Source organism: Polynucleobacter sp. es-GGE-1 (assembly GCF_018882005.1).
In the GTDB taxonomy this organism is placed as follows: domain Bacteria; phylum Pseudomonadota; class Gammaproteobacteria; order Burkholderiales; family Burkholderiaceae; genus Polynucleobacter.
The window spans coordinates 1-24,888 of the sequence record NZ_JACVPE010000011.1; the positions used below are offsets into that span (position 1 = coordinate 1).

At 44.5% G+C, this 24,888-nt stretch carries 31 protein-coding genes; 15 read left to right on the forward strand and 16 right to left on the reverse strand.

What is annotated here, in order from left to right; all coding sequences use genetic code 11:
• A partial coding sequence (locus ICN35_RS09970; protein WP_216127267.1) for a hypothetical protein occupies nt 1–713 on the forward strand: 713 nt, incomplete at its 5' end.
• 42 nt (nt 714–755) lie between these two features.
• On the opposite strand, the gene ICN35_RS09975 is transcribed toward ICN35_RS09970, so the two are convergent.
• Together ICN35_RS09975 and ICN35_RS09980 are read right to left on the reverse strand one after the other, a co-directional pair.
• Nucleotides 756–1,019, reverse strand: a complete 264-nt coding sequence (locus tag ICN35_RS09975; RefSeq protein ID WP_088525984.1) for a hypothetical protein — start codon at nt 1,017–1,019, stop codon at nt 756–758.
• A gap of 2 nt (nt 1,020–1,021) precedes the next feature.
• Nucleotides 1,022–1,261 (reverse strand): DUF1902 domain-containing protein, encoded by a 240-nt coding sequence (locus tag ICN35_RS09980; RefSeq protein ID WP_216127269.1) that lies wholly within the window; start codon nt 1,259–1,261, stop codon nt 1,022–1,024.
• A 131-nt stretch (nt 1,262–1,392) separates the two neighbouring features.
• On the opposite strand from ICN35_RS09980, the gene ICN35_RS09985 reads away from it, so the two are divergent.
• From ICN35_RS09985 to ICN35_RS10005, 5 genes are all read left to right on the forward strand, one after another.
• The gene (locus ICN35_RS09985) at nt 1,393–2,502 is read left to right on the forward strand and encodes a response regulator (RefSeq protein WP_216127272.1); all 1,110 of its coding nucleotides are present in this window, start codon (nt 1,393–1,395) and stop codon (nt 2,500–2,502) included.
• A 35-nt stretch (nt 2,503–2,537) separates the two neighbouring features.
• Entirely contained in the window at nt 2,538–3,032 is a 495-nt protein-coding gene (locus ICN35_RS09990; RefSeq protein ID WP_216127275.1) for a GAF domain-containing protein, read from the forward strand.
• An 11-nt stretch (nt 3,033–3,043) separates the two neighbouring features.
• Entirely contained in the window at nt 3,044–4,924 is a 1,881-nt protein-coding gene (locus ICN35_RS09995; protein ID WP_216127278.1) for an ATP-binding protein, read from the forward strand.
• A complete protein-coding gene (locus tag ICN35_RS10000) occupies nt 4,921–5,295 on the forward strand; it encodes a response regulator (RefSeq protein ID WP_215320249.1) in 375 nt (124 codons plus the stop codon). Before ICN35_RS09995 ends, ICN35_RS10000 begins: the two co-directional genes overlap by 4 nt.
• A gap of 80 nt (nt 5,296–5,375) precedes the next feature.
• Nucleotides 5,376–6,953 (forward strand): PAS domain-containing protein, encoded by a 1,578-nt coding sequence (locus ICN35_RS10005; RefSeq protein ID WP_216127280.1) that lies wholly within the window; start codon nt 5,376–5,378, stop codon nt 6,951–6,953.
• A gap of 25 nt (nt 6,954–6,978) precedes the next feature.
• On the opposite strand, the gene ICN35_RS10010 is transcribed toward ICN35_RS10005, so the two are convergent.
• Nucleotides 6,979–7,368 (reverse strand): surface-adhesin E family protein, encoded by a 390-nt coding sequence (locus ICN35_RS10010; RefSeq protein ID WP_216127281.1) that lies wholly within the window; start codon nt 7,366–7,368, stop codon nt 6,979–6,981.
• Between the two features lie 244 nt (nt 7,369–7,612).
• On the opposite strand from ICN35_RS10010, the gene ICN35_RS10015 reads away from it, so the two are divergent.
• The 8 genes from ICN35_RS10015 to ICN35_RS10050 all read left to right on the forward strand — a co-directional run bounded on the left by ICN35_RS10015 (nt 7,613) and on the right by ICN35_RS10050 (nt 14,855).
• Nucleotides 7,613–9,220: an EAL and HDOD domain-containing protein gene (locus ICN35_RS10015; RefSeq protein WP_216127283.1), complete on the forward strand. Its 1,608-nt coding sequence runs from the start codon at nt 7,613–7,615 to the stop codon at nt 9,218–9,220.
• A gap of 252 nt (nt 9,221–9,472) precedes the next feature.
• Nucleotides 9,473–10,003 carry a helix-turn-helix domain-containing protein gene (locus ICN35_RS10020; protein ID WP_215320257.1) on the forward strand — a complete coding sequence of 177 codons (531 nt, stop codon included), beginning with the start codon at nt 9,473–9,475 and terminating at the stop codon, nt 10,001–10,003.
• Between the two features lie 62 nt (nt 10,004–10,065).
• Nucleotides 10,066–10,458: a surface-adhesin E family protein gene (locus ICN35_RS10025; RefSeq protein ID WP_215320259.1), complete on the forward strand. Its 393-nt coding sequence runs from the start codon at nt 10,066–10,068 to the stop codon at nt 10,456–10,458.
• A gap of 86 nt (nt 10,459–10,544) precedes the next feature.
• Complete coding sequence (locus ICN35_RS10030) at nt 10,545–12,143, forward strand: hypothetical protein (RefSeq protein ID WP_216127285.1); 1,599 nt, start codon at nt 10,545–10,547, stop codon at nt 12,141–12,143.
• Nucleotides 12,144–12,173: 30 nt separating this feature from the next.
• Entirely contained in the window at nt 12,174–13,013 is an 840-nt protein-coding gene (locus ICN35_RS10035) for an OmpA family protein (protein ID WP_216127287.1), read from the forward strand.
• Nucleotides 13,010–13,933, forward strand: coding sequence for an EH signature domain-containing protein (locus ICN35_RS10040; RefSeq protein ID WP_216127289.1), 924 nt, complete (start codon nt 13,010–13,012; stop codon nt 13,931–13,933). Before ICN35_RS10035 ends, ICN35_RS10040 begins: the two co-directional genes overlap by 4 nt.
• 95 nt (nt 13,934–14,028) lie before the next feature.
• Entirely contained in the window at nt 14,029–14,298 is a 270-nt protein-coding gene (locus ICN35_RS10045; RefSeq protein ID WP_215296808.1) for a hypothetical protein, read from the forward strand.
• A 275-nt stretch (nt 14,299–14,573) separates the two neighbouring features.
• Complete coding sequence (locus ICN35_RS10050) at nt 14,574–14,855, forward strand: hypothetical protein (RefSeq protein WP_216127291.1); 282 nt, start codon at nt 14,574–14,576, stop codon at nt 14,853–14,855.
• Nucleotides 14,856–14,993: 138 nt separating this feature from the next.
• Here ICN35_RS10050 and ICN35_RS10055 read toward each other — a convergent pair whose 3' ends face one another.
• The 13 genes from ICN35_RS10055 to xerC all read right to left on the reverse strand — a co-directional run bounded on the left by ICN35_RS10055 (nt 14,994) and on the right by xerC (nt 23,660).
• Nucleotides 14,994–16,166 carry a phage portal protein gene (locus ICN35_RS10055; protein WP_216127293.1) on the reverse strand — a complete coding sequence of 391 codons (1,173 nt, stop codon included), beginning with the start codon at nt 16,164–16,166 and terminating at the stop codon, nt 14,994–14,996.
• Nucleotides 16,166–17,578 carry a phage major capsid protein gene (locus tag ICN35_RS10060; protein WP_216127294.1) on the reverse strand — a complete coding sequence of 471 codons (1,413 nt, stop codon included), beginning with the start codon at nt 17,576–17,578 and terminating at the stop codon, nt 16,166–16,168. The genes ICN35_RS10055 and ICN35_RS10060 overlap by 1 nt, the downstream gene beginning before the upstream one ends.
• 122 nt (nt 17,579–17,700) lie before the next feature.
• Nucleotides 17,701–18,144: a hypothetical protein gene (locus ICN35_RS10065; RefSeq protein WP_216127296.1), complete on the reverse strand. Its 444-nt coding sequence runs from the start codon at nt 18,142–18,144 to the stop codon at nt 17,701–17,703.
• An 86-nt stretch (nt 18,145–18,230) separates the two neighbouring features.
• Nucleotides 18,231–18,524: a hypothetical protein gene (locus tag ICN35_RS10070; protein ID WP_216127298.1), complete on the reverse strand. Its 294-nt coding sequence runs from the start codon at nt 18,522–18,524 to the stop codon at nt 18,231–18,233.
• Complete coding sequence (locus ICN35_RS10075; RefSeq protein WP_216127300.1) at nt 18,521–18,739, reverse strand: hypothetical protein; 219 nt, start codon at nt 18,737–18,739, stop codon at nt 18,521–18,523. Before ICN35_RS10075 ends, ICN35_RS10070 begins: the two co-directional genes overlap by 4 nt.
• Nucleotides 18,736–19,029 carry a hypothetical protein gene (locus ICN35_RS10080; RefSeq protein WP_216127302.1) on the reverse strand — a complete coding sequence of 98 codons (294 nt, stop codon included), beginning with the start codon at nt 19,027–19,029 and terminating at the stop codon, nt 18,736–18,738. The genes ICN35_RS10075 and ICN35_RS10080 overlap by 4 nt, the downstream gene beginning before the upstream one ends.
• Nucleotides 19,022–19,372 (reverse strand): hypothetical protein, encoded by a 351-nt coding sequence (locus ICN35_RS10085; RefSeq protein WP_216127305.1) that lies wholly within the window; start codon nt 19,370–19,372, stop codon nt 19,022–19,024. The genes ICN35_RS10080 and ICN35_RS10085 overlap by 8 nt, the downstream gene beginning before the upstream one ends.
• A 208-nt stretch (nt 19,373–19,580) precedes the next feature.
• Nucleotides 19,581–20,684, reverse strand: coding sequence for an AAA family ATPase (locus ICN35_RS10090; protein WP_216127308.1), 1,104 nt, complete (start codon nt 20,682–20,684; stop codon nt 19,581–19,583).
• Complete coding sequence (locus ICN35_RS10095) at nt 20,681–21,505, reverse strand: toprim domain-containing protein (RefSeq protein WP_216127311.1); 825 nt, start codon at nt 21,503–21,505, stop codon at nt 20,681–20,683. Before ICN35_RS10095 ends, ICN35_RS10090 begins: the two co-directional genes overlap by 4 nt.
• Before the next feature lie 8 nt (nt 21,506–21,513).
• Nucleotides 21,514–21,747: a hypothetical protein gene (locus tag ICN35_RS10100; RefSeq protein WP_216127314.1), complete on the reverse strand. Its 234-nt coding sequence runs from the start codon at nt 21,745–21,747 to the stop codon at nt 21,514–21,516.
• A gap of 2 nt (nt 21,748–21,749) precedes the next feature.
• Nucleotides 21,750–22,022 carry a hypothetical protein gene (locus tag ICN35_RS10105; protein ID WP_216127317.1) on the reverse strand — a complete coding sequence of 91 codons (273 nt, stop codon included), beginning with the start codon at nt 22,020–22,022 and terminating at the stop codon, nt 21,750–21,752.
• A 90-nt stretch (nt 22,023–22,112) separates the two neighbouring features.
• On the reverse strand, nt 22,113–22,331 hold the full coding sequence (locus ICN35_RS10110) for a helix-turn-helix domain-containing protein (RefSeq protein WP_216127318.1): 219 nt from the start codon (nt 22,329–22,331) through the stop codon (nt 22,113–22,115).
• Between the two features lie 294 nt (nt 22,332–22,625).
• Nucleotides 22,626–23,660 (reverse strand): tyrosine recombinase XerC, encoded by a 1,035-nt coding sequence (gene xerC, locus ICN35_RS10115; RefSeq protein ID WP_216127321.1) that lies wholly within the window; start codon nt 23,658–23,660, stop codon nt 22,626–22,628.
• Nucleotides 23,661–23,777: 117 nt separating this feature from the next.
• On the opposite strand from xerC, the gene dusA reads away from it, so the two are divergent.
• The gene (gene dusA / locus ICN35_RS10120) at nt 23,778–24,875 is read left to right on the forward strand and encodes a tRNA dihydrouridine(20/20a) synthase DusA (protein ID WP_255535803.1); all 1,098 of its coding nucleotides are present in this window, start codon (nt 23,778–23,780) and stop codon (nt 24,873–24,875) included.
• Nucleotides 24,876–24,888: the final 13 nt, after the last annotated feature.

Sequence of the window (24,888 nt, forward strand, 5' to 3'; positions counted from 1 at the left end):
GCCTAGGACGAGTTCTAACCCTTACAGGTCAAAACTTCGGACCGATGGGCACGGTGAGCGTAGATGGTAGTGTGACTGCTAGAGTTGCCTTATCTTCTTCAAATGTCACTACGCAAGCTGCTGGTTCTAATGGTGTATTAGGTGTTCGTGCCGTTCAGACGGTCACCTTGTATGATCTCAATGCGGGTGATAGTGCAACAATTGGTGGTCTGACGCTGACTGCTAATACAAACTTAACGCCCTCTGAAGTCGCTTCATTATTTGCTAGCAAAATTACTGCGGGTAGAGAGCCAGGCTCAAATCTTGGAGCCTTCAGTGGCACATTCGTAGGTGGTTTTACTGGAGTGAGTACCGGAAGTACTTTGACCTTAACGGGAACCTCCTATGGACCAATGGCAACCGTGACTGCCAGTCAGATGGTTTCTGGGCAAGCCAATGCACCCAAAGCAATCGCTTTGATCAATCAATTTATTTCACAAATCTCTTCTACCCAAGCATCTTTGTCGGCTGCTAGTACAGATCTCAATAGCGCACTAGATAAGAGCACTAAATTGGTCACCAGTTCACAGAAAACAGTGGATGATATTCAGAATATTGATTTGACTGCCTTGCAAGCTAGTTTGCAGGCTTTAAGCACGCAACAAAGTCTAGATTTTCAGGTAATCTCGCAGATGAATAACGCGGCATCCTCCTTACTAGCGATTTTTAGATAATTCGCATCCAAAATTTTTGATGCACAAGAACTATTGATTTAGTTACTCAGTCTTATCTTCAGCATCTTCATCTTGATGGGCCTCAAATTGTTCGGGCAGGCCAGCAATCTTCAAAACCGCATTAGCAGTATGGTGCGAGAGTATTTTGCTATCTAAGGGGAAGTAGACACTGGTTACTGGTGAAAACCAAATATCGTGATTCCCTCTGTGAGCTGGCGCATGATAGTGGCAGCCAGCCTCTTTGAGTATTGCAACTAAATCTGTCGAAAAAGAGTTTCCCCGATAGGATCCGATGACTTTAGCCATGATTACGCCTCAGTTGGAATGTGAGCCGTAGCACATTTACGGGCCAGCACTTCATACACAATTTCAGCTTGATCCGTCAGTTTATTTAAGAGCATTAATTCTGGAAGCATGGAAGAGAGCTTATTAAAAAGGACTTCAATTGAATCAGCTTCGGTTGCTAATCCCACCACATCATCGGAGGTGGCCGACCAAATGCTGGCATCGCTGTCCCATTCTGCGCGGATGGTAAATACTTTTTGCATGTGATCTCCAGTAACTTGCATAGGGCAGCCTCAAAACGGCATCAAGACAATGTAAAGATAATATAATAGATTGGCGCGGAAAATGAACCCTCACACCACCTAAAATACCTATATAAATTAGTCACTAAGCTATGAAACCTACCAATATTCTAATTGTTGGTGATACCGCTGAAAATATTGATTTACTAAAGGCTGTATTGGAGAGTCGTGACTATGCTGTCAAAACAGCCTCTAGTGGTGCAGAGGCTCTCAAGTTAATAGAAGAATCCATTCCCGACCTCGTGGTACTCGATGTCATGATGCCAAAGATGTCCGGATATGAAGTGTGCCAAGCTATTCGTAACAAACCACAAACTGCATTGTTGCCAGTGGTGATGCTGACAGCGCTTGATCCCACAACAGAGAAAGTCAAAGGTTTGGAGGCGGGTGCCGATGACTTTTTAAGTAAGCCCATCAATCAAGCAGAATTATTAGCCCGTGTAGATTCATTGTTACGGATCGCTGGCTTACAAAAAGAGATCGCCGATAAAAATAGAGAACTGCTACAACTGAATCAAGATTTAGAAAAAAAGGTTGCACAACAAGTTCAAGAAATTGAAAGCCTCAATAAGCTGAAGCGATCTTTACCTACTGATGTCGCTACTAAAATAGTGTCTGACAAGCAAGAGGGTCTGCTGCAGCCCCATCGCAAAGAAATTACTATTGCCTTTTTTGAGTTGCGTGGCTTTGGTAACTTAGTAATGGATAGAGAGCCAGAGGAAGTGATGATTATTTTGAGTGAGTTTCATCAAATCCTAGGTAAGCTCATTAGTCAATTTAATGGCACCGTACAGCGTTTTTCCTGTGATGAAATCGTCATCTTTTTCAACGATCCCATTCCAGTTGATAACGCTCCGATGCAGGCTATCAATCTCGCTAAACGCTTTCAAACCGCTTTTGCTAACCTCAAAGTACGATGGGGCCAAAAGGGCTATAACCCAGCCTTATCGCTAGGAGTTGGTGTTGCTACTGGTTTTGCAACTTTGGGTATGATGGGTTTTGAGGGTCGTGAAGACTATACCGCGATTGGGGCTGTCACTGAAATCGTTTCTCGCTTGTGTCGCGAAGCCAAGGCTGGTGAAATCCTCTTGGATATGCGCACTCAGTCCCGCTTAAATGCAGATTCTGGTGCTAAACCCCGTGGATCTATTATGTTTAAAGACATTGATAAGTCTATTGAAGCATTCAAAATTTCTCAGTAGCCATCTTTTGCAATTTATCTCATTAGGAGTAATTGGTGCAGACACCTGAAAATCCAAAAAATGAGTCAGAAAGACTGGCTGGATTGCGTCAGCTTGAAATTTTGGATACTGAACCTGAAGAGCGTTTTGATCGGGTTACTAAACTAGCGCGCTCAGTATTTAATGTGCCCATTGCGCTGGTTTCATTGGTTGATAAAGATCGGCAGTGGTTTAAGTCTAGCTGTGGCTTGGATGCCTCAGAAACTCCACGGGATATTTCTTTTTGTGGTCATGCAATTTTAGGTGAGGGTATTTTTCTCATTCCTAACGCACAAGAGGATAGTCGTTTTAAAGATAATCCATTGGTTGTTGGCAAGCCATTTATTCGTTTCTACGCTGGTATCCCGCTTTATCTTCCTGGCGGTCTTGCTGCTGGCACGCTTTGCATCATTGATACTGAGCCGAGAACCTTTTCCGAAAAAGAGCAAGAGCATCTCAAAGATCTTGCGCTGGTAGTAGAGCAAGAACTTATAGCCCATTTTGGTAACTAGTGCGCTAGAGCTTGAGAATATTTCCCCAGATTGCAGCCGCTCAATTGAAAAATAACCGTTCAGTCATTATTGCCTCTGGTGTTGCGTTAGGCCTATTGGTTGTTGCCATAGCCATTGCTGCTAGTTTTTATCTGAAGTTCAATGCTGAATCTGATTGGAAGCAGCAGACCGATAATATCTCTCTCACCTTGTCTGAGCATGCTGCGCAAACGTTTATTTCAGCGGAAGTCGCTCTCAATAGCATCTATAGTGCCTTACCGCAAAGTAGCTTTTCCAATGAAGCAACATTTAAGCAATATGCTGCTCAGAAATCGGTTCATCAACTGCTTTCTGAAAAGATTAGCTCCAATCCCCTAATTGATGTAGCCTCTATTGCGCTTGATGATGGTCGTTTAGTGAACTTCTCGAGATCTTATCCGCCACCTCCGATTAATTTATCTGAGCGTGATTATTTTCAGGAGCAAAGAGATCATCCCGCAGGGAAAATTTACTTCAGTCTACCCGTCAAAAATAAAGGCACTGGTAAGTGGGTGTTTTATCTTGCTAAAAGATTACAAACCCCTAGCGGTGATTTTTTAGGCACCTTGCAGGTTGGAGTATCAGCCGAAAACTTTTCCGAATTTTACAAAAAGGTGATTAGCAATCTAGGCGATGGCGCTTCTGTTTCATTGTATCGGGATGATTTTTCTTTAATGACGGCATATCCTTTCAAGGATGATTTAATCGGTAAAAAGATTTTGACTGGTAGTACTTATAAACTGCTGTCGGATCCGAAAATTGATCATGCAGTTGCAGAAGTAAATTCCCCAAGAGCCATCCAGGACAATCTTTCAGATACGCGTATCGTAGCTCCCAGACGAGTGGCTAATTTCCCCTTCATCGTTACTCCAGTAGTTGCTGACAATATTTTTCTAAAGACTTGGCTCAGGGCACTCTCTGCTATTTGGTTCATTGCTATTCTCAATTTAGTCTTGCTATTCATTTTTATCAAAATGATTCTGAATCGCAATGAGCAAATTCATAATGAATTACTACAAATTAGTAAGGCTGAAAGTGCCTTGAGGGAGTCCAATGAAATTATTGAGAGGCAGAATCGCGATTTAGATCACAAAGTACGTGAGCGTACTCAAGAGCTCGAGGATAAACAAATTCGCTTACAAGAAAGCAATCTTTTATTAGATAGTGCCAATCGGCATAAGTCTGAATTCTTAGCCAATATGTCGCATGAACTTAGAACACCTCTGAATTCTATTATTGGTTTCTCAGAACTTCTGAAAGAAAAGATTTTTGGTGAACTCAATACCAAGCAGTCAGAATATGTAAAGAATATTTTTAATTCCGGCAAACATCTGCTCGATTTAATTAACGATATTCTCGACTTATCTAAAATTGAATCCGGTGAAGTAGAAGTGTTTCGAGAGATCTTCTCGCTCAATAAAACGATTCAATCTTGCGTGGCTATAGTCTCAGAGCGAGTAAAGAAGAACAAGTTAAAGCTAAATGTCTTCATTAGCGAGGGTGAAAATCTTGTTTATGCAGATGAGCGCAAGATGAAGCAAATCTTGCTCAACTTACTGACCAATGCTGTCAAATTTACGCCTGAGGGTGGCGACATTACTGTACGAGCTGAATCTACTGATGCCGGCATCAAGATTGTTGTCAAGGACTCAGGTATTGGTATTGATCCTAAGGACCAGGAAAAGATCTTCGAAGAATTTAAGCAGGTTGAAAATGACTACACCAGAAAGATGGAAGGTACCGGTCTTGGCTTAGCGATCGTGAAGCGTCTCATTCATCTCCAAAATGGTTGGCTCAAGCTGGACTCTGTATTAGGAGAAGGTGCAAGCTTTACCTTCTTCATCCCCAAGGTAGAGTCGGGAGTTTCTGAATGAAGCATGTATTGATTGTGGATGATAGCCCTCTCAATTTAACCTTGGCCAAAGATATTTTGCAGTCCTCTGGATATGAGACTAGTGAAATTGAGTGTGGCGAGGACCTGCAAGCACAGCTTGAAAAGCAGCGCCCAGATTTGGTGTTGATGGATATCCAACTACCAGGTATGAGTGGTTTTGATTGTTTGAAATGGATGCGTGCTGATGCTCGTTATGCCGCTATACCGATTGTTGCTTTTACAGCCTCAGTGATGCAAGATGACAAGCAGGCAATCATCGATTCTGGTTTTAATGGCCTGATTGAAAAACCTATCGGATTTAAAGAGTTTCTCAATACTATTTCATCTACGCTGCAAAATTCGCTTGCTTAAGTTATACATTTCATTCGCCAGAATTTCTGCTCTAGAATGAAGTTTTGCCAAAGCGGTGGGTAAATCTATAATTCGACCTTATGACTAGCTCTAATCATTCTCCCGATATTAGTAATCAAGCGGCGAAGTTACTCGAGGATCCCTCTTTTTCCATCGTTGATCGCGAGGAATTTGTCAGGTTAGCTGGCGTCGTGATTGCAAATACAAATGATATTGTCGTAATTACAGATATTCCCACTGACGATCAAGAGCCGCGCATTGTGTATGTGAATGAAGCTTTTGTCAAAGAAACGGGTTATGCGCCACACGAAGTGTTAGGAAAAAATCCTCGCATGCTTCAAGGGCCAAGATCTGACCCGGAGACCAAAAACAGAATTTTTAAAGCTCTGGGAGAGTGGAAGCATATTCGTGAAGAAATCTTAAATTACAGAAAAAATGGTGAAGAGTTCTGGCAAGAGCTCAATATTTTTCCGATTGCTAATGAATCCGGTTGGTTTACCCATTGGGTTTCTATTCAGCGTGATATCACAGAGCGCAAAGTATCCGAAAAGATTATTTTTGAAACCAAGAATCGCTTAGAGCTAGCAGCTCGTGCGGGTGGTGTCGGTATTTGGGAATACGACTTCTTTAACAATCGCTTGGTTTGGGATGGGCAAATGCTCAAGCTCTACGGCATTACTCGGGATCAGTTTACCGGTACCTATGCTGATTGGGCTGAAAGGCTTCACCGGGATGATAGGGGGAGTGCGGAGTCGGCAATTACCAAGGCTCTTGAGGGGGCTAGTGAATTTAATACTCAATTTAGAACGATTTGGCCCGACGGTAGCATCCACTTTATTCGTGGTTTAGCACTTGTAGAAAGAGACGCTGACAATAAACCACTACGGATGGTCGGCACTAATTGGGAAATTACTGAGCTAGTGCAGGCAAAGACCGATGCTGAGTCTGCACTCAATATTAAAACCCAGTTTTTAATGAATATGTCTCATGAGATTCGCACTCCTATGACGGGGATTATTGGCTTATCTGCTTTGGCCTTATATGAGCCTTTAAGCCCGGTAGTTCAAGAGTATTTGCAAGGCATTGAATCTTCAGCCAAGTTACTCCTTGAGATTGTGAACGATATTCTGGATTTCTCTAAATTAGAAGCTGATAAGGCGCACATTAATACTGCGCCATTCACCATTGAAGACCTCTTTACTAGGGTGCGTGCTTTATTTTTAGAAAGTGCCAAGGCTAAGGGCTTGCAATTGAATCTTATTTGCAACTTAGAACCTAAAACACAATTGATTGGTGATTTTTTTAATCTCAGTCTTGTAGTTAATAATCTTGTTGGTAACGCAATCAAGTTTACTGAACAAGGTTCAGTAGATCTATCGATTAAGACGCTTAAGCTAGAGAATTCCACATTGACTTTGCGCTTTACCGTCAAAGATAGCGGGATTGGTATTTCACAAGAGGCTCAACAAAAAGTACTTGAGCCATTTGCTCAAGCCGATGGTTCAATCTCTCGGCGCTTTGGAGGTACGGGCTTGGGCTTGACGATTGGCAATCGTATTTTGGAGTTGATGGGTAGTAAGCTCAATATCCAGAGTATTGAAGGGCAGGGATCAAGCTTTAGTTTTGACTTGGTATTGATCCAAGAGCGTCGTAAATAAAGAATATCTAAACAAACTTACTAGCTTATTTGGGTCTGCACAAATAAGTAAACGCTTTGAAATTTAATACATTGGGTGGAATGCTGATCCAATTTTCTGGTTTGTTAGATGAAAAGATACGATCACCTTCCCCATTCTTTTCGGTATAGGCATATTTTTCTAGAAATCGGACTTTATTTTCTGTGCAGTCATATTCGTAAAGCGCTACCCCAGAATAAAAATCTCTATCGCCTTCAAAGATTTGTTGTGGTTTCTTAAGGTCGTATAAAACCCAAGCTTGAATGGAGTAGGGGTTACGTTTAATCGTGCTGGTATCGATCTTGATCACGGCGGTATCGTTGCTACCCAGTTCTAACCAATTAGCCATAGCTACAGAACTAAAACAACACAGCATGATGATGACTAATTTTTTCATTGAGGCGCTCTCATTCAATTAAAGAATTGGATACTTCAAAATATTTTATTCTGTATTTTATGATCAATGTAGTCCTCATCTTTGATTTGGGTCCAAGCCATTCCCTGGAAGAGGGTATCAAGCCAATCTGGATATGACCTCAAAGAGGAAAAGGGTTCGGATTTAGTGCAGATAAACGGCTAAATTATGAGCCAATTGTGGTAAAAATGAGGTTAATGCTTTACTCGTTTTTATTACTTTAGTTATGGCACTCTTCAAGAAAAAAGCGCAATCTGAACCAATTCAGGCTCCCAAGGGGCCTGAGAAAATTGCGCCTGAAAATCCTTATCTTGGACGTGAGCCCATCATCAATAGAGAACAAGCGATTATTGGGTATGAGCTTTTCTTTCGACCGTGTACCACACTCAAAGCTAAACGGCTGAACGATCGTAATGAGGTATTGGCACAAATTGCTAAACGCCTAGCTGAGGACCCTAAAGCCGAAGTAAGTTACCCAGAAGAGGTGACTGACGCCAACCTGAGAGATGACGATGGCAAAGAGGTGACCCAGGTCACTCTCCCCGAAATCTTTTATTCCCTCAAGACCAAGGGCGTCACCCAATCTCTAGGTCAGCATTTAGGTTTTATTGATATTCGCGTCGATCAACTAGGTGATGAACTCAGAGGTTTTCCGGCGATTAAGTTTCCGCTACAAATTCATCTTGCAGAGATCTTAGAGGTAATCAAGACAGAAGCAAGTCAGGTTACAGAAACTGTAGAAGATCCCGAGGTCAAGAAAGATCTTGATGATTCTGGCGAGCCCCCCGTTCCTGAAGTTTTACAAAAGCTCGAGAGACTGAGAAGCGCTGGCTATAAATTTGTATTAACGGGACTGACCGAAGTCTTTGATGGCCTTGATGACATATTGCCCAAATTTCGTTATATCAAATTGGATCTACAAAAAGTCGCTAAGCCATCCAGTCTGATTGATTACTGCAAAGGCATTCCACTGCCGCGCGATGAAAAGTCCAAGGGCGCTACTAATGTATTACAAATTATTGCAGTGAACGTTCATGAGCCAGAAGAATTTCATCAGGCGCGTGATGTAGGTTGTGATGCATTTGAAGGTTTTTACTTTGTTAAGCCCGATCCTGAGCTTTCTTTGCATCGAGGTGAGGAGTATCGCAAGTTATTACAGCTCTTGACCTTGTTGCTTTCTTCTCCAGAGTTAAAAGACTTAGTGACTGCAATTGAGGCTAACCCAGTTGTTTCTAAGCATCTGATGGTAATTGCTGAGATTGACTCGCGTCGTAAGCGCGATAAGCCTGAAAATATCCGAGACGCTGCTGTGATCTCTGGCGTCAAGCGGATTACTCGCTGGACGCAGCTTTTGCTTTATGCGGATGCTAAAGCCAAGGTAGCTTTGGATGCTACGCCTTTGTTGCAACTGGTTTGTGTGCGAGCTTTCTTCATGGAATCTCTGTCAACCAAGTTGGGTGCAGGTGGCGGTTTAGGCTCTAGCGACTTAGCCTTCTTGGTAGGCGGCTTATCTTTAATTGATAATCTGTTTGATGAGTCAGCACGTGAGTTGCTATCGCACTTCAATCTTCCCGGTGTGGTCGTAGACGCCATTGTTGATCGGTCAGGCATTTTGGGTCAGTTGCTCTCTCTAGCTGAAGCGGCAGAAGTGGGTGATCTGGAAAAATGTCGTCACCTGTGCGCCGATGAGTTAAAGACGGTGACCTTGGATGATGTTACCCAAGATTCATTATTGGCAATTAAGAACTTCGTCTCCCAAACCCAGTTTGCACCTGAAGAGGATGTTTGGGAAAACGCCAATTCGGTGCCTGAGGAATCAAGCCAAGAGCTATGAGGCTCTTGAACGCCCGATCACTCATGCTGAACCTAAAAATTGTCATCCAATTGAAATACTTGCATTGTGACAATTAGTGTATACACTATCCTAAGTTCATGATTGTTATGGGCAATGTGCAGCAGGATCCGGTTTTCCATATCCACTATTGATGGTCATGATTGCTAAAAATATGTTTCGACATCAGTTGATTTAGCGATGGCGTTGTTGGGCAAGCAATCGATGATTTGCTAACCCTTTAAGGAGATTTTGTTGTCCGACAAGCAGAAAAATCCATTGCCCAAAATCCTGGGAGAGCGTTTTAAGGATGCTAGAGAAACTCTAGGCTTGTCGGTCGAGGAGTTAGCAAAAAAAGCCATTCTGTCGAATAGTCAAATTCGGCAAATTGAAGGTAAAGAGCAGGGCGCATTTTATTCACCGCTCATCAAGTATTCGAGCGCTCAAAAGGTTGCCAAAATTCTGGGGCTACCTGAAGATCAAGCATTTGATGCAAGCCAAGCAGTGCTAGAAGATGAACAAACACTCCAAGAGCAAAAAGAGCTTAAAGAGATTGAAGCTATGTTGGCTCAAAAAATGATCAATGAGCTTAAATTTGAAAAACCTAGCTTGATTCAAAAGATCATTGGCAAGCAAACCTCTGCGCAATTGCCAATCCAAGGCATTGAGGTGCCCAAAACTACTCCATCTAAATCATTTATTAAGCTCGCCGTCTTTATAGTATTGTTGATTGCAGCGCTGGGATTTGGATATTGGTTTCTCAACCCCTACTTAAATATCTCTTAAGCAAAAACTCATGCTAGGTATCTTCAATACATTAGGGAGTCATTTCTGCGAAGGGTTGGCACGTGATTAAACGATTTTTGTTGCTTGTATTGATGATGTTTGCTGGCCTGGCCTACGCTGATTGGACTAAGGTGACCGCCAATCAAGATATTTCTGTTTATATAGATGCTCAGGCTATACAAAGGAATAAAGGCCTAGTCAAGGTCAAAGTATTAGTCAATGAAGCTAAGGAATTAGTTGTCGATAAAGACAAGTATTCCTACCAATCTTTTAGAACTTACATTGAGTACAACTGCAAAAAAGACCTCCAAAGAGCGCTTTCGACTAAATGGTTTTCTGAGCCAATGGGGGAGGGCAATATGATTTATCAAGATAAGCACCCTTATCCCTTTGCGCCTGTAGCTGAAGGCACCCTTGGCCTAGTTGTAATGAAGCGTGTTTGTAAGGGAAGTTGATGCGTAATCCCTTGCCAGTTGAACTCCAGACTGCTCTGATATTTAATCCATTAACATCTTCTGATTCTTTTTATTTCTGCTAAAACATGCAAACACCAGTCAATCTATACCTCCCCATTGGCATTGCAATTGGAATTCTTCTCATCGCTGCCTTTTTGTATTGGTCTTGGTCAAAGGTTATTTCTCAATCTAGCACTGAAATTAAAGATCTTGCTACTGGGCTTAATGGCAAGGATGCCGCCGGCAGGGATATTTTCACAACAGCTATTGGGTCGACAAGCAATACGCGTATCATCGATTTACTCCAAGAGAGTCAAAGAAATCTCATTACGATTCGAGGGGATTTGGGGTCTAAAAAATACTGCCTGAAACCCTACTCAGATATTTGGACTGCCAGAAACATCCTAGCGGGAAAAATTAATCTCTCGCTCTATGAAACCATGCCTAATATATTGATTGGTGTGGGCTTGATGTTTACCTTCATATTCCTGGCATTAGCATTAAATGATGCAGGTCAGGCAATGACAGGCAATCAAGAATCTCGTGATGCAGCGCTCAAGGGCTTGATTGCTACGGCAGGTGGTAAGTTTATTACCTCGATTGCCGGCTTGCTGTCTTCCTTAGTCTGGAACTGGGCTGCCAAGCTCATGCTGGAAAAGTTAGAAGCGTCCATTGATGATTTACAGACTCAGCTTAGAACTATCGTTCCTGATAATGCCCCGCAAGCAGTCATTCAAGCACAGCTAGGTATGTTCCATGAAATGCTGCAGCAAAACCGTGAACAAGTAAATCAATTAAAACGTTTTGAAACAGATTTTGCACTCTCGATCTCTAAAGCAATCGGTAATGCATTCGAGCCTTTATTTAACGATCTCAGTGTCAAGCTGATTGATGCTTTTGATAACTTAACGGAGCGGATTAGTCGCATTAATGAAGAAGCTCTCAAAAATATTATGGAGAAATTCTTAGAGGCGATTAAAGGTGACTCTGCAAAAGAGATGGAGCAGTTCAGAAAAACCCTGGTTGAAGTGACTGAAAAACTCAATACTGCTGGGGTAGGCGCTGGAGTCTCCCTTGCCCAGGCTGGCGATTCTTTTGGAAGCGCCATTAATGCCCTCGAAAAAACGGTTACCAAGACCAATGAAACCATGCTTGGCTTAGAGTCTGGTTTGCAAAGAGCAAAAGAGTTCACCAGTGAAGGGGCTACCAAATTAGAGTTTGTCTTGGGTGGATTAATCGGTTCGGTAAACGGTATTGATAAAGTCATTGTAAATGTTGACTCTTTTGTGAAAAAAATTCAGTCGAGCACAGAGTCTCTTGGTTTAATAGCCCGCAGTTTAGATGGCACAGTGGCCTCGCAAGAAGTCATTAGTAAAGAGTTTGGGGTGGGTATTCCTGCGATGTCGAGCGCCTTAAAAGATGCTGTTAATGAAATTAAACTAGGCACTGACGCTTCTCGTGCAGCGCTCAGTTCTTTGCGCACCGAGTTTGAGGCGACTAAGAGTTCGATTGATCAAACCGTCAATCATTTAACTAGCGGAGTATCAGATTATTCCAATAAGGTAGTGCAGCTGCACTTTAAGTTAGATGAAAAATTAGCCCAGGCCATTACATCGATCCACACCACCATTACGACCCTAGAGCAAACGATGGACGATTTTGTTGAATCATTGCCCAAAACCTAATCAAATCTAAAGTAAAGTTAGAGTATCGCAATGATCTTTTTGCCATCTAGTCATAATAAGCAAGCTGAACGGGTTGAAGAGGCGGGTTATCTCGCCTCTGCGAGTGATTTGATGATCGGTCTATTGTTTGTGTTCATCATCATGGTAGTGATGCTCTCTCAAAGAGTGGATTCTATTCAAAGAGGTGAGAGTGTGAATGATCCGCTGGCTAGTGCTGTGCTGATCATTGGGCAAAAGTTTAAAGAAGCAGGTTTGAATGTGGTGATTGACCCGCAATCAGGCGTTATTGGTCTACCAGCAGATGCCTTGTTTGGATTTAATAGTGCTGTCCTGAATGACAATTCAACTCAAACCTTAAAAAAGGCTAGAGAGTCCCTCATTAAGATTCTGCCTTGCTATGTTCACTCTGAAAGAGCAGCTAGACCACTAGACTGCCCACCAAATGATGAGCAAGCCGAAATTGAAACTATATTCATTGAGGGGCACACTGACTCTAAGCCACTTCAACAAGGCAATTACACTAACTGGCACTTAGGCCTAGATCGTGCGCGGGCGGTATACGAAGTTCTTACTGAAGGTAAGCCTCAGTCCTATCAAAATGAACGCAAGTTAGATGTCTTTGGTATTAGTTCTTATGCCGATAAGCGGGTAGTCAAAAGCTTTGGTTTAGAAGATGCAGAAAAAAGCCGGCGGGTAGAGTTGCGCTTTATCTTGGCGTTCAAACCCGATTCTAAAAAAGGCAAAGCGGCGAGAGATGCTTTGGATGCCGCTAGCAGTTCATCGGCTCCCCTAACTCAAACAGCGCCCATCATGCCCGCAACTTCTATTGCTCCCGGCTCTAATACCAAGCCTATTACTTTACCAAAATGAACTTAGCGGCGTTACCAGAAGATTTTCCTCTGCTAGCTAGTGCTGTTCAAAGTATTGCTTCACAAAAAATATCAATCGAAAGAATTGGTCTGCCACCGGATATTTTTGCAGTGGGTGAGCGCACTTTTATTCGTTTTTCCTTAGCGCAGCTCTCGGGCCATCAAGTCGATCAACGCTATTGGCGTTATTTTCCCTATGCGATTTGGCTGGAGCCAGAGCGCAGCTTATCCACCCGAGCTGATTATTTAAACGAATACTTCGAGATGCATCTTCCTCGTTCTCTGAAGATTGCCAAAAGAGCGATGAAATGGGCTGAGCCCCTGTTCTATGTTTATCTCTACCATTTCAAGCCGAATGATCCCGTGTTTGAAAAGCTGGCTCAAACAGCACAGCGTTTTTTTACCAGCGGTGCCATTAAATTTGGTTCTCCACTGAAATCCTTAGCGCATGAGTTAAATTGTTTTAATACTGCTGATGGCCCGCGTTTGGTAGCTGAGTCGATCCTTAAAACAAAACGCGGATTAATGGGGTGGATCAATCAATTTGATCTCTGGCCCGGATTTACAACCACTCCCTTTGCTAAAAGTGCCTTCATTGAATTGCTGAAATTTCCTAAAGAAAAAAGACGGCAAACAGACTATATCCATCTAGCATTTGATTGGGGCATTGATGCACAAAATCAATTTCGCTATCCTGAAGTGAAAGCACTCTTTACTGATGCCTTACTATTAGCTTGGAAGGGAGTTAAGCCGCCAGAGGATTTGAAGATAGCTATGAGTGCAAAACTGACCAGTGTGATTGGTGACCCCAGGGTTGATCAAGAAGCCTGGCTTGGTACTAGTAATGAGGCAGTGCAGGTACTCGTGGGCTGGGTGAATACGAAAACAAGCCAAGAATCTTCAGTAAGTGGTCAAAATTGAATCATGATGATGATTTAAATCACATGCTGACATGATTTCTCCGCATACTAAAGGTATGCTGAGCTAGTTACTTTTTATCAATTGTGGAGAGCGTTATGACAAAAGCATCAAAATCGGAATCAAAATCAGAGTTAGGCCCTGATGGCCTGCCAGGTCACGATTATTTCCTAGATGCCGTCAATCATATTGATGAAGCAGTAGCCAACCAGTCGATTGCAATTGGTGCGGCAAAGGGCATTGTCTTTAGTCTAGTGGAAACATTGGGTGCCATGGTTGGAGACCCTGATTTACCAGCTCACCTCAAGTCTGGTTACATGGGAGCTCTTGATTTGGCCGTTGAGTTAGAGGCAAAACTTTCTAAATAAGTTGTAACTAATCTGCAAGGATTTTAGAGTTAGGGCAGCTTAGGCTGCCCTGATACATTTAAAATCGAGAATATAGCCATTTAATTAAAGTTAATGATCAACATTCCAAAACGCCTAGCAGTTGCTCCCATGATGGATAGTGACGCAAAACCAACAAAATAGGGCGTCTCAGGGGTGTCGTGTGCACAGGCATGTGCAGATTATCTGATTCACCATGCTGTGGGCTGCCAGGTGGGGATAAACTTTAAAAATAATAACTAATTGAAGGGGTAATCATGAGCGAACAATCAAAAGGCTTCTTTGCCGCTAACTGGTTTAAGTTGTTTTTCGTTGCCTTGAGCATCCTTGTTGTTGGCATCTATTTCAGCCGGGAGAGTGATCTCGATGGTTGCCTTGAAAACGCAACAAAGAATTACCAAACTGATTGGGCATTCCAGTGCAAGCAAGCCAAACAGGAAGCCGCATGCTCATTGCCTAGACTGATTGCCGAGGGCGTTGAGAAACATAGGGATAGACGGGCTGAGCTGTGCTTAAAGCGATATAGCTTTAGCCGCTAAATAAAACCAGGAGCCCAGCAGCTCCCGGCAAGAATAAATAAAACCAAGGGCTCCTCCTTTTTATTCAAAAGACCCTTGGTGGCTAGGTAAAAAAAAGCCAGGAATCACCCTGGCAGACTATAAGGAATTAAAGCTAAATCACACCACAGCGGCAGACTTTTGATCTTCCGCTGTCATGTTTAATGGATGGCGCAAGGTATCGCCCCCAGTAATCGTTTCAAGTCCAAGCCATGCTCTAGCCTCATTAGCCGTCACAGTGCCTGAGAGCATCACAGAGCTAATGAATGCTGCTAATTCAGCGCCGCTGCCTCTTTGTGCGTCAGACACATCGAACCCGATGAATACGCCATTTGATCTTTCGCCATTGGATAGCATCTTGGCTGCGATGGAATCGGCAATTAAAACCAATAAGCCCGACAAAGATGATTGGAGCCAGGATAAGCGCTCAGCTTGCGCTGTTGATCGATTGATGTCAGCCATCTCGCCAACCAGTGAAGCAGGCACGCCATACGCTCTGGCTATATCTAAATTGACTGCACTTTTGAGCGCTGTCAGTTGAAGATTTAAAAGATTAGGAATGTCGATTGTGTTGAGTTTGAGGCCGTTATCGAGCACCAGGGCTTTGCCCAGGGATGTGCCAGAGAATCCGGATGTAAATCGCTCACGCAAGCGCTGCGCCACTTCTGGCGTCAATGCTTTCTCAGTCTCCATCACAACGCTAGGCGCTGCCACATTGGCGAAAACAGATAATTCAGCACGCTGAATCTGCAAGCCCAGATTGATTGTCTGTGAGAGCTTTTGAATCGGGCTTTCTCCAGTCAATGCATTTTGAGCAGGCCAAAATGGTGTGTGGATGACTTCTGAATCTCTCAGTGTCATAAATTGCGTGCCCAGGATCACAGAAGCTGCTACCTGGTAAGCAATCGAGCCATCACTCATTCTTAATTTGGTCACTAAGCTTGCCGGCAAATGAGTGAGCGATGTGCCCACCATACGCAGATAGCCGTTGCCATATAAAACTAAATCGGATCCAAATGCTGCCTTATCGGCTGCAGACAGAGTCCTAAGAATCTTTTGCGCTGGATGATTCTCCAGCGGCTTTGATGTTGAATCTCCAGAGTAAACCCTGGGGAATGCTGCAGCCATCTGGCTGGCATACAGTGAGCGCACACGCTCCAGGGCAGGCAGCTTGACTGCTTGCTCTGGGCTGATGTTGATCACTGTGTTTGGCGTGGAGAGATCAGGGCCGAAATAAACCGGCTGATTCCCTCCAAGCCATCCAGAGATGACTGATCGAATGCTTAATGCCATTACTTGCCTTTAGTCAAACTGCCAACAAGCACCAAATTCGGATTCAAAACAGCGGCAGCGCCACGATTCTCGGCCAATACTGTCAAAGCATTTTGGGTGAACTGGTTGCCCGTATAGCCGAGCATTACTGACTCAACCTGGCGATCAAAGAATGCAACGGATGCAGGCTCGAATGCCAAGATCTTGCCAGCAGGCACTGCTGCAACAGGCACAGCTGTATAAGGCAATGAAGGCAAGCCCAAGTATTCACCGGAGCCAGATGCTTTGGCTGTCATTGTCACAAAGTAATCGGATGGATTAACTGCAACAATCACGCCCTGAGCACCTTGTGAAGTCAGTGCAAAACCAGCTTCTGCGATTTGATCTGCGCCAACAGTTGCAGATGGCACAAATGGTGTGCTGTTAGCTGCAATCTCAGCCCACAATTCAGCTTCAATCTTTGCAGATAAGCCCAAAATCATTTGGCTTGAGAGCAAAGCCTGGAGGCCTGCATCATCATCCAAAATTTGCTTACTCACGGAAATATGATGCGCAAATGTTGAAATCTGCTTTGTCACCAGCTCAGCTGATGGAGTGCTCTCTGGCTTATTGCCAAGCTCTTTCACATTTGCCGCTGCACTGGTGATGCCAATGCGTGCAAAGGAAACTGCCTGGCCGTTAGCTGCATAAGAGCTCACTAAGCTGCGCAATAAATTCGGGATCTGACGATTGATGCCAATATTGCCAACAAACTGAGCAGGCAAGCCCAATTGTGCGCCAGTGGTGGCATCCGTATTAGTGCCGCTTAATGCTTTGGTTGCTGTGAAGTTTTGACCGGCTTTAATTGTTGCCAGGTTGTCTTTCACTTGAGCAAAAATGCTCTTTTCTTGATTGCCGATAACGGCTGCAATGTCTAAGGTTTCCATTTGATTCTCCGAATTAGGAAGTTGATTGGTGGAGTCGAGCTGAGCCGTTTGAGGGCCACAATCAAGCGGCGCAGCTGGCTCGACTCCGTTGGATTTAATACGCAATGCATCTGGGTTTGCTGGGACAGCAACAATGCTGATCTCCAGTAATTCATTCGACGACAAGTCCATGCCACCTTTTGAATTCTCTTGGGCCTGCCCAGGGGCAAAGCCAATTGACACAGCACGCAAGGTGCCATGATCGATAAGGGTTTTAATTTCTTGGCCTTTAGCCGTTGGCGCCAGCTCGATGTCAGCAATCAGATTGCCGTTTTCATATCTGGCTGATGTGCACTTCCCGATGGGCGCAGAGTGATCATGACCAAAGAGCACCACAGGATTTTGCATATATTTTTCAAGATTGAAATCTTGAGAGACAGAATCACCAACACGATCAATTGATGGTGTCGATGCAATGAAAGAAAAACCAGATTCTGATTTTGTGATTTCAGCTTGAAAATTATTCATACCTGCAAAATATCAAAATCCGGCAATATTTCATCCAATATTTTTCTCTTTTTGAAAATTTAGCTATGAAGATTTATCAAGATGCATCAAGATCAATCAATATGCGATTTTCAAAAAATCAATCACGCTAAAAGTGACTCATCATCGCCAATCAGTTTGCGTGCTTCTTCTTCTGCTCTGCGAGCTGGCATCAGTGTCCTGATCTCTGCGATTGCACCTAGTTGCAGCAGCCGCATGTTGGAGCCCACACGCTTGATCGCCATGTCTAAGAGCTTGTGCGCAGGATGGGGATTTAAATCGCCTCTGTGATTGGGGATTACATCGCCATCTTTTGCGATGAGCTTGCGCATGCGATTGATCACCACAGAATCAGCGGCCACCTGGGCAGCCAGGTTGAGCTGCGCCGGTGTCCATTCTTGATGGGCTTTGCTCAGCACCAGGGCATCGAAAAAGGGCTTTGCTGCTTTGTCCATTGCAGGCGTTGGCAAGCCTTTATCCAGGTTTTGAAAGATGGCAATCTGGCCATCGATTGAATTGCACATTGTTTTTTTGTTGCTTTGTGTCATGGTTGTTTTTCCTACTTGTCGTTAAATTACTTGTCCACAGAGCGGTGCGGGCATGTGAGGCTTTGGGAAGTTTTGCCCCCTGCCCATCAGTGGAGATCACCAGGGATGTGCATGCCAGGCAAGAATGGCTCAATGGATGACTCATACACAATGCGAGCCATCTTCATCACACGCTCATGCGCCTCTTTGCCAGCGTCTGGCCACATCGCCATCAAGCCAATGGCCATTGAGTCAGGTATGGTCACATCAACATCCTGGGGCGATCTGATTGGATTGCCATTCATTCCCATCTTGACGCCAATGAGGAAGATGGCTGCAAACAATTGAGCAGTCTCTGGATGAAGCTGTGGCAATTGCGATTCATTCATTGTTTGATTCATCTGCTCCCCCCTGCCACATAGTGACCACAAACTGCATCATCACCAAATACTGCAGGGCGCACTGACGCAGTCAATACATCATGGTGATCAAAGCCAGGCATAAGCAGCGCAGGCAGTATGGATGGGGGCATGGCATGGCAATCGCCAATGCTCTCGTCTCCGTTGTATCTGATGCAGCTGCTGCATGTTGGATTGACTCTTTGTTTGTCGCTCATTTCTTTTTCCTTCTCTTTGATAGGTTTAGTAAGATCTCATCCGATCTCTCTTTCGCTTCTCTGGCCATATTTACAGCCTCTTTGATCACTCTGTTGGTGTAAAGCTCTGCCTGATACACCACAGTGTCAAGATCCTCCTCAGTGATGCCTGGATACATCTCCATGAGCTTGTCCTTGAGCCTTCTCATCCACAGTCTTGGCGCTCCTGGATGCCAGCCGATCTCATACATCAGCAGCAGCCCTGCGACCTCTGTGGCTCGTTTAAATTCATCTGGTGTGAGGCTACTCATGGGGCTTTCTTTCTTCATGGATCTCATTCTTGATTTCATCTAATTGCTGCATCCTGTGCATCAGTGACTCATACACGCCCACTGTGTTGGCTATGCCTCGATAACGCTCTTTGATCAGATGCGTGCTCATTGATTCGCCAATGAGGATCACACGCTCAAGCGCCTCATGCGTAATCGTTGGATACATCTCCAGCATCTTGTTTTTGACACGCTGTTTCCATGCCTTGGGCACACCTGGTTTGGCGCCCATCTCATAAAAGAGCAATAGGCCGGAAACGATAGAGGCATCAATCTCCTCTTTTCGTGTTTCAAAGGTGTCAGTCCTAAAAATGAATGTCTGCATTCTTTCTCCTAAAAAAATATTTAAAGACACAAAAGCCACCACACCACACACTCTCCTAGAGTGTTGTGGTGTGGTGTGGCGTTTGTAGTGTCCGGCTGTGGCTTTTGTGGCCACAATGTGGCGTTTGTGGCGTTTATTTGTGGCGGCAATGTGGCGGTTTTAGAAAACGCCACAATTGCATTTGTGGCGTTTTGTGTTGTGATTTTTGTCAATCGCATACTTTCTCCACTTCTGGAGATGTTGCAATTGGCAGCCTGTAAGAGCGATGAATTTCTGCATCAATCACCATCTTTGAGCCTAGCAATAATTTTTTGGCTCTGCGAAAAGCCTCACCCTTTGCCTTTGTATTCCTATCGCCCAAAAACTTATAAGACTCCCTGCGCCACTCTCTGTCTGTCACCAGCTCCTTTGTGCTGGCGCATAAAACAAATGCGTCAAACACAATCCTGGTGTCTCCACCAATCTCATCTGAGTTGTTTTCGATTGATTTCTCAGCATGTATGGCCACGACTGAGACAGCCTTATTGCCAAAGTTGTCATCAAAGCTATCAAGCTCAACCCTTTTGAGATCGAAATAGACTGGCTCAAATCCGCCGCCCCTAAACTTTGATGAGTGCCAGAATTTAATTTGCTTAGTGAATGGATCCTGCCATGCAAGTAATTCACCATCGACTTGGCCAGCAAATGCACCTCCGCCCCTGCTGCGCAAAGTATCTTGTGTGGCGCCCTGGGTGGGGTGCATGAATACCATCATTGCTGATTCACTAAAGTCATTGGCCATCTCTCGCATCGCTACTGCCACTTTATGCATCTTGCTATTGGCGTTTTCTTCCTCAATCTCTGAGTGAGCCGGGCCTGTATCAACAAAGATCAAATCCACACTGGTGATCTTCTTGACCTCTGTGACAAATTCATCTTTGATTGGTTTGTCATTGATGGCAAAAGACTTCTCACTGAAATAGATCCAATCCTTAATGTCCGATGGATTGATGCCATATTCCTTGCAGATGGTGATGGTGCGTAGCTGCACATCAGCCGGATTCTCGCCAGCTAGATAAAGCACCTTTGACCTTTTGACCTGGAATCCAGCAAAGTCAATCCCGGCTGCAATATGCATCGCCATAGTGAGGCCCAGAGCTGTTTTGCCATGACCCCATTTAGCTGTGAATGTGTAGATCTGACCCTTTTGAATTACCTTCTCCAGGATAAACTCTGGAGCTTTGGCGCTATTCATAAACTCCAGGCCATTGCGTATCACTGGAGAATCACCAAAATGAGATGCTGAGATGCTCTGCGATAGATCAAAATTCATGGCGCCTCCTTTGAGACATTCATCAAATCATTGAAGTCAGTCCATCCAGGCTGGCGATTGCTGCCAAATTGTGGCAATAGATAACGGCCACTGACTGCTTTGGCTGCTTCGATGGCAGCTGTCTTTCCAGGATTACCTGGCGTCATCCAGTCATCGTCACCAGCAATGATGATGGGGTGATCTGGCAGCATCTTGTGAAACTCCATTGCCACCTCTTTAAGATTCCAGGAGGTGAAACTAATCACTACAAAATTGCCATCAGCTTCATGAATACTGGCGCCGGTTGCGTAACCCTCGCAGATGATCGCTGGCTTGCCTTGATCAATCATGCCAATCATGTGGCAGCCGCCAGACATCTTGCCGCCAGTCATGAATTGCTTTTTGCCATCAGTGTCGATTGTTTGCAGTGACTGCATTTTTCCGGGCACTGAATACACCGGCACCATCAATAGATTGCCGACTTGTTTTAAGCCATGCGCTTTGACTTTCTTTGCTACCAGGTAGGCATGCCCCTGATCAGCTTCTCCGGCAGCCTCAAAACGCTTCTGAGCGAGATTGGCAGCCCTGGAATAATCTTCATCACGCTCTTTCTTTGCAAGCAGCTGCGCTTTGATGATCACTTCTTTGGGGATGGGCTTGCTGCCTGATTGCCAGACATGCTGCTCACCAGTGCGCCAATCGCCAAAGACTCCGCCAGTGCAATCATCAAATAATCGCGCCCAGGCTGATTTGTTTTTTCCAAAGCGCATAATCTTGCCTGGATCAATGTGCGTGGGCGGCTCGTAACCATGCCCAGCAATGAATGCTGAAAATTCATTCATGGCGCACCTCAGACTAAATGCCAGTGCTGGATTGTTCCTAAGTCGATCCACACCTCAGAAGCAGAGTGATCATTGGCTGTGCCAGTGATCGTGCAATCTTCCAGGCGCACAAAGTTGCCAGATGTTTCTTTGACTACGCCATCGATCCTCACTGGTGATCGCAGTTGGATCATCGTGTGGCGATTGCGGTAATTTAAGAGAGGATGCTGCGCTTTTGGTTTTGGAGGATTATTTCGTTGCATCTTTATTCCTTATTCGTGTAATGGCCGACATATGCCAGGCCGCAAATCTTTTGTTTGATGGCTACATGCATCAGATCTGAATGCACAAGTGAGCCGAATCCTGTTTTGACTAATGCGCCGTTGCTCTCCAATTCCTTCCGATAAACAGTGCAGAAGTTATGAAAGCTTTTAGCGCCCTTGGGGAAGAAGCCGCCATAAATGGCCTCGTTTTCTCGCCAAAATAAATCTCTACGCCTTAGCTGCTTGATGTCTATGACATCCGGATTTGGTAGCATTGAGGTAGATCCTTGTTTTGAGTGATTTCTGGCAGGGGTTTAGAGCTGACTTGGGGTGCAACCCTTGTCGGCTCGTTTTGATTTGAGATCTCATAAAATTCCTTTGAGCTGTGCAGTGCCTCCTGGGCGAGTGCGCTCAGCAATAAACACCTCAACATCTTTGACTCGATACAGAATCTGATTGCCAACCTTTGACCACGCTGGCGCCATGCCTCGATAGCGCCATGCTCTGCATGTGCTTTCTTCTACTTTCATCATCTGGGCAAGTTGCGCCTCAGTGATCAATCCTATCGAATTGAATACTTCCATATTTGTCGCTCCTTTTTAAAAAAATAATTTCGTGCTACTGGGTGAAATGTAATGAATTCTTATATTTTTGGTAAGCAAATTCATACTGGAGGATTTTTTTTATTTCTAAAATGTGATGAGATTAGTTGTGAATATCACAACATTATTTTTTTCATTACATTCATCTGATTGCATTTGTTTGCATTTGTGTGATTCTGTGAATTCATGTGTTGTGATATTCGTAACTTTTTAGAATATTTTTAATTAAAAAAAATCCGCCAACATGTGGCGGATCCGCAACGAAACTGATTGAATCTATATTTTTTTAGCGAGATCAGCAGCTTTGAGATTCACATATCGCTTGAGCATGTCATAAGACTTATGGCCGGATATGAGTGAGAGCTCTGGCAGTGAGAGCCCCTTATTTGCAAAGTTGGTGAGCGCATGATGGCGCAAATCGTGAAAGTGCAAATCAATAATCTGAGGATCTACTTGCTGGCAGCTGCGTGTGAATCTAGCGCTCACAGAGCGATGATTGAGCCCTGGGAATACTCTGCCATCACTGCGCTTGCCTGCGTGGCTCTTGAGCAGATCTATGGCCGCCTGTGTCACTGGAATGGTTTGATCATTGCCATGCTTATCCGTTGGTGATTTGCGATCTCTGATCATTACAGTGCGAGCTTTCCAATTGCAATCCTCAATGAGAAGATGGCAAATCTCAGCCAGGCGCATTCCAGTTTCAATCGCCAGGGTGGTGATGTCGGCCATTGGGATTTGCAGCTGCTCAGATTTATCTTTCCAGTGTTTGAATAGGGCAGCCAGCTCTGCTTTTGTTGGAGTCCTGGAGCGCTGCTTGCCTCTAGTTTTGACACCAGTGTGTGAGAGCGCTGCTTTGGCACTCTTTGCCAGGTTTGGATCTATATTGATCCTCCTGGAGTGATGGGCCCAGCCCAGGACAGATCCCAGGGTTGAGAGATAGCCGGCCAGTGTCACACCGGCAGCGCCAGACTTGGTGAGTTTGTCTAAGAATTCTCTGATGTGCACCTGGTTAAATGATCGCACTGGCACAGCTGCAAACTCTTTTGATAATCGTTTGAGATTGGCTGTCTTTGTGCGGCCCCATTTGATTTTTGGCTCTAGTAGGGCATAAGCATCAATAACCTGGGAGATCATCAAGCCTCTGGGTGGTGCAATCAATCCTGCGCTGCCAGTGCCTTCAATTTGCGATTCGATTTCAGCTGCCCATTTAGCTGCTTGAGTTTTGCTGGCAAATGTAGCTGCTCGATAGATTCCCTTTTTGCGGATCTGTGCTTGATAATTGCCAGAGGGTAGTTTGCTGATTGTGCTCATCAATCGCCTTTAAAATGGGGGTCGTATGCAAATAACTACTAAATCCTATGCATAAATCATACACATTTTATGCAGATCATATGCAATATGTATGCAATTTACATCCAAATTAACTAAATGACAGACAGCAAACCTATATCCAGTATGAAGCGCCTAGCCGTTGCACCGATGATGGAGTGGACTGATCGTCACTGCCGATCTTTTCATCGGACGCTCACTCAAGAGGCTGTTTTATATACCGAAATGGTCACAACAGGAGCGCTGATGCATGGCGATGTGCCACGTCACTTGGATTATTCACAGGATCAACATCCAGTGGTACTTCAGTTAGGTGGCTCAGAGCCTAATGATTTAGCAAGGTCAGCTGAGTTGGCACAGCAGTGGGGCTATGATGAGATTGATCTCAATTGCGGTTGCCCCTCAGAGCGAGTGCAACGCGGAGCCTTTGGTGCTTGCTTGATGGCTGAGCCTAATTTAGTGGCTGAGTGCGTTAAAGCAATGAAGAACGCGGTGGATATTCCGATCTCAGTGAAGCATCGCTTGGGTTTGGATTCGATGGATGCAGCGAGTTCACAAAAGGATTACCAATTTGCCTTAGATTTCATATTGGCGGTTGCTGACGCAGGTGCGAGTCAAGTCACCATTCATGCACGTAATGCGGTGCTCAAGGGACTTTCGCCGAAAGAGAATCGCAGCAAACCACCGCTACATTATGAAGTGGCTGCCAAACTCAGATTGGATGCTCAAAAACAATTTCCTGATCTTAAAGTCTTGCTGAATGGCGGCCTAGAAACCAATGAACAGGTTGCTGGACATTGGGATGACTTTGATGGCTTCATGGTGGGTAGGGCGGCGTATCACTTCCCGGCAATGTTGTTGGGTTGGGATGACCTGATAAATACGAATGGAGATGCCGCTGGTTATCTCTTTAGTGAAACTGAATGGCATAGAATTCAGATTGCACTGGTAAGGCAAGTACAGTCATGGTTTGAGGAATGCCAAGCAAAACAAAAACCGTTTTATATAGGCGCATTCACAAGACATATTTTGGGTTTAGCTCACGGCAGAGCAGGGTCGCGCTACTGGCGTCAACGCCTCTCGGATCATCATGCTTTAGCTAAAGTGCAGAGCAAAGCAGCCATTGCAGATTTCTTTCTAGATGCCAGCTTATGCCTTGGCGATTGGGCTGCTTTTGAGTTAGAAACCGCAGATTAAGGCTGTTTTAGTG

What these genes read in the sequence shown, in the direction of transcription:
- ICN35_RS10110 (WP_216127318.1), bottom strand. Translation starts at nt 22,331, where the DNA reads ATGGAAGTATTCAATTCGATAGGATTGATCACTGAGGCGCAACTTGCC.
- ICN35_RS10010 (WP_216127281.1), bottom strand. Translation starts at nt 7,368, where the DNA reads ATGAAAAAATTAGTCATCATCATGCTGTGTTGTTTTAGTTCTGTAGCT.
- ICN35_RS10050 (WP_216127291.1), top strand. Translation starts at nt 14,574, where the DNA reads ATGAGCGAACAATCAAAAGGCTTCTTTGCCGCTAACTGGTTTAAGTTG.
- ICN35_RS10045 (WP_215296808.1), top strand. Translation starts at nt 14,029, where the DNA reads ATGACAAAAGCATCAAAATCGGAATCAAAATCAGAGTTAGGCCCTGAT.
- ICN35_RS10090 (WP_216127308.1), bottom strand. Translation starts at nt 20,684, where the DNA reads ATGAATTTTGATCTATCGCAGAGCATCTCAGCATCTCATTTTGGTGAT.
- ICN35_RS10005 (WP_216127280.1), top strand. Translation starts at nt 5,376, where the DNA reads ATGACTAGCTCTAATCATTCTCCCGATATTAGTAATCAAGCGGCGAAG.
- ICN35_RS10100 (WP_216127314.1), bottom strand. Translation starts at nt 21,747, where the DNA reads ATGCAACGAAATAATCCTCCAAAACCAAAAGCGCAGCATCCTCTCTTA.
- xerC (WP_216127321.1), bottom strand. Translation starts at nt 23,660, where the DNA reads ATGAGCACAATCAGCAAACTACCCTCTGGCAATTATCAAGCACAGATC.
- ICN35_RS09975 (WP_088525984.1), bottom strand. Translation starts at nt 1,019, where the DNA reads ATGGCTAAAGTCATCGGATCCTATCGGGGAAACTCTTTTTCGACAGAT.
- ICN35_RS10000 (WP_215320249.1), top strand. Translation starts at nt 4,921, where the DNA reads ATGAAGCATGTATTGATTGTGGATGATAGCCCTCTCAATTTAACCTTG.
- ICN35_RS10030 (WP_216127285.1), top strand. Translation starts at nt 10,545, where the DNA reads ATGCAAACACCAGTCAATCTATACCTCCCCATTGGCATTGCAATTGGA.
- ICN35_RS10040 (WP_216127289.1), top strand. Translation starts at nt 13,010, where the DNA reads ATGAACTTAGCGGCGTTACCAGAAGATTTTCCTCTGCTAGCTAGTGCT.
- ICN35_RS09985 (WP_216127272.1), top strand. Translation starts at nt 1,393, where the DNA reads ATGAAACCTACCAATATTCTAATTGTTGGTGATACCGCTGAAAATATT.
- ICN35_RS10085 (WP_216127305.1), bottom strand. Translation starts at nt 19,372, where the DNA reads ATGCAGACATTCATTTTTAGGACTGACACCTTTGAAACACGAAAAGAG.
- ICN35_RS10070 (WP_216127298.1), bottom strand. Translation starts at nt 18,524, where the DNA reads ATGAATCAAACAATGAATGAATCGCAATTGCCACAGCTTCATCCAGAG.
- ICN35_RS10075 (WP_216127300.1), bottom strand. Translation starts at nt 18,739, where the DNA reads ATGAGCGACAAACAAAGAGTCAATCCAACATGCAGCAGCTGCATCAGA.
- ICN35_RS10035 (WP_216127287.1), top strand. Translation starts at nt 12,174, where the DNA reads ATGATCTTTTTGCCATCTAGTCATAATAAGCAAGCTGAACGGGTTGAA.
- ICN35_RS10060 (WP_216127294.1), bottom strand. Translation starts at nt 17,578, where the DNA reads ATGAATAATTTTCAAGCTGAAATCACAAAATCAGAATCTGGTTTTTCT.
- ICN35_RS09980 (WP_216127269.1), bottom strand. Translation starts at nt 1,261, where the DNA reads ATGCAAAAAGTATTTACCATCCGCGCAGAATGGGACAGCGATGCCAGC.
- ICN35_RS10055 (WP_216127293.1), bottom strand. Translation starts at nt 16,166, where the DNA reads ATGGCATTAAGCATTCGATCAGTCATCTCTGGATGGCTTGGAGGGAAT.
- ICN35_RS10095 (WP_216127311.1), bottom strand. Translation starts at nt 21,505, where the DNA reads ATGAATGAATTTTCAGCATTCATTGCTGGGCATGGTTACGAGCCGCCC.
- dusA (WP_255535803.1), top strand. Translation starts at nt 23,778, where the DNA reads ATGACAGACAGCAAACCTATATCCAGTATGAAGCGCCTAGCCGTTGCA.
- ICN35_RS10015 (WP_216127283.1), top strand. Translation starts at nt 7,613, where the DNA reads ATGGCACTCTTCAAGAAAAAAGCGCAATCTGAACCAATTCAGGCTCCC.
- ICN35_RS10105 (WP_216127317.1), bottom strand. Translation starts at nt 22,022, where the DNA reads ATGCTACCAAATCCGGATGTCATAGACATCAAGCAGCTAAGGCGTAGA.
- ICN35_RS10065 (WP_216127296.1), bottom strand. Translation starts at nt 18,144, where the DNA reads ATGACACAAAGCAACAAAAAAACAATGTGCAATTCAATCGATGGCCAG.
- ICN35_RS10080 (WP_216127302.1), bottom strand. Translation starts at nt 19,029, where the DNA reads ATGAGTAGCCTCACACCAGATGAATTTAAACGAGCCACAGAGGTCGCA.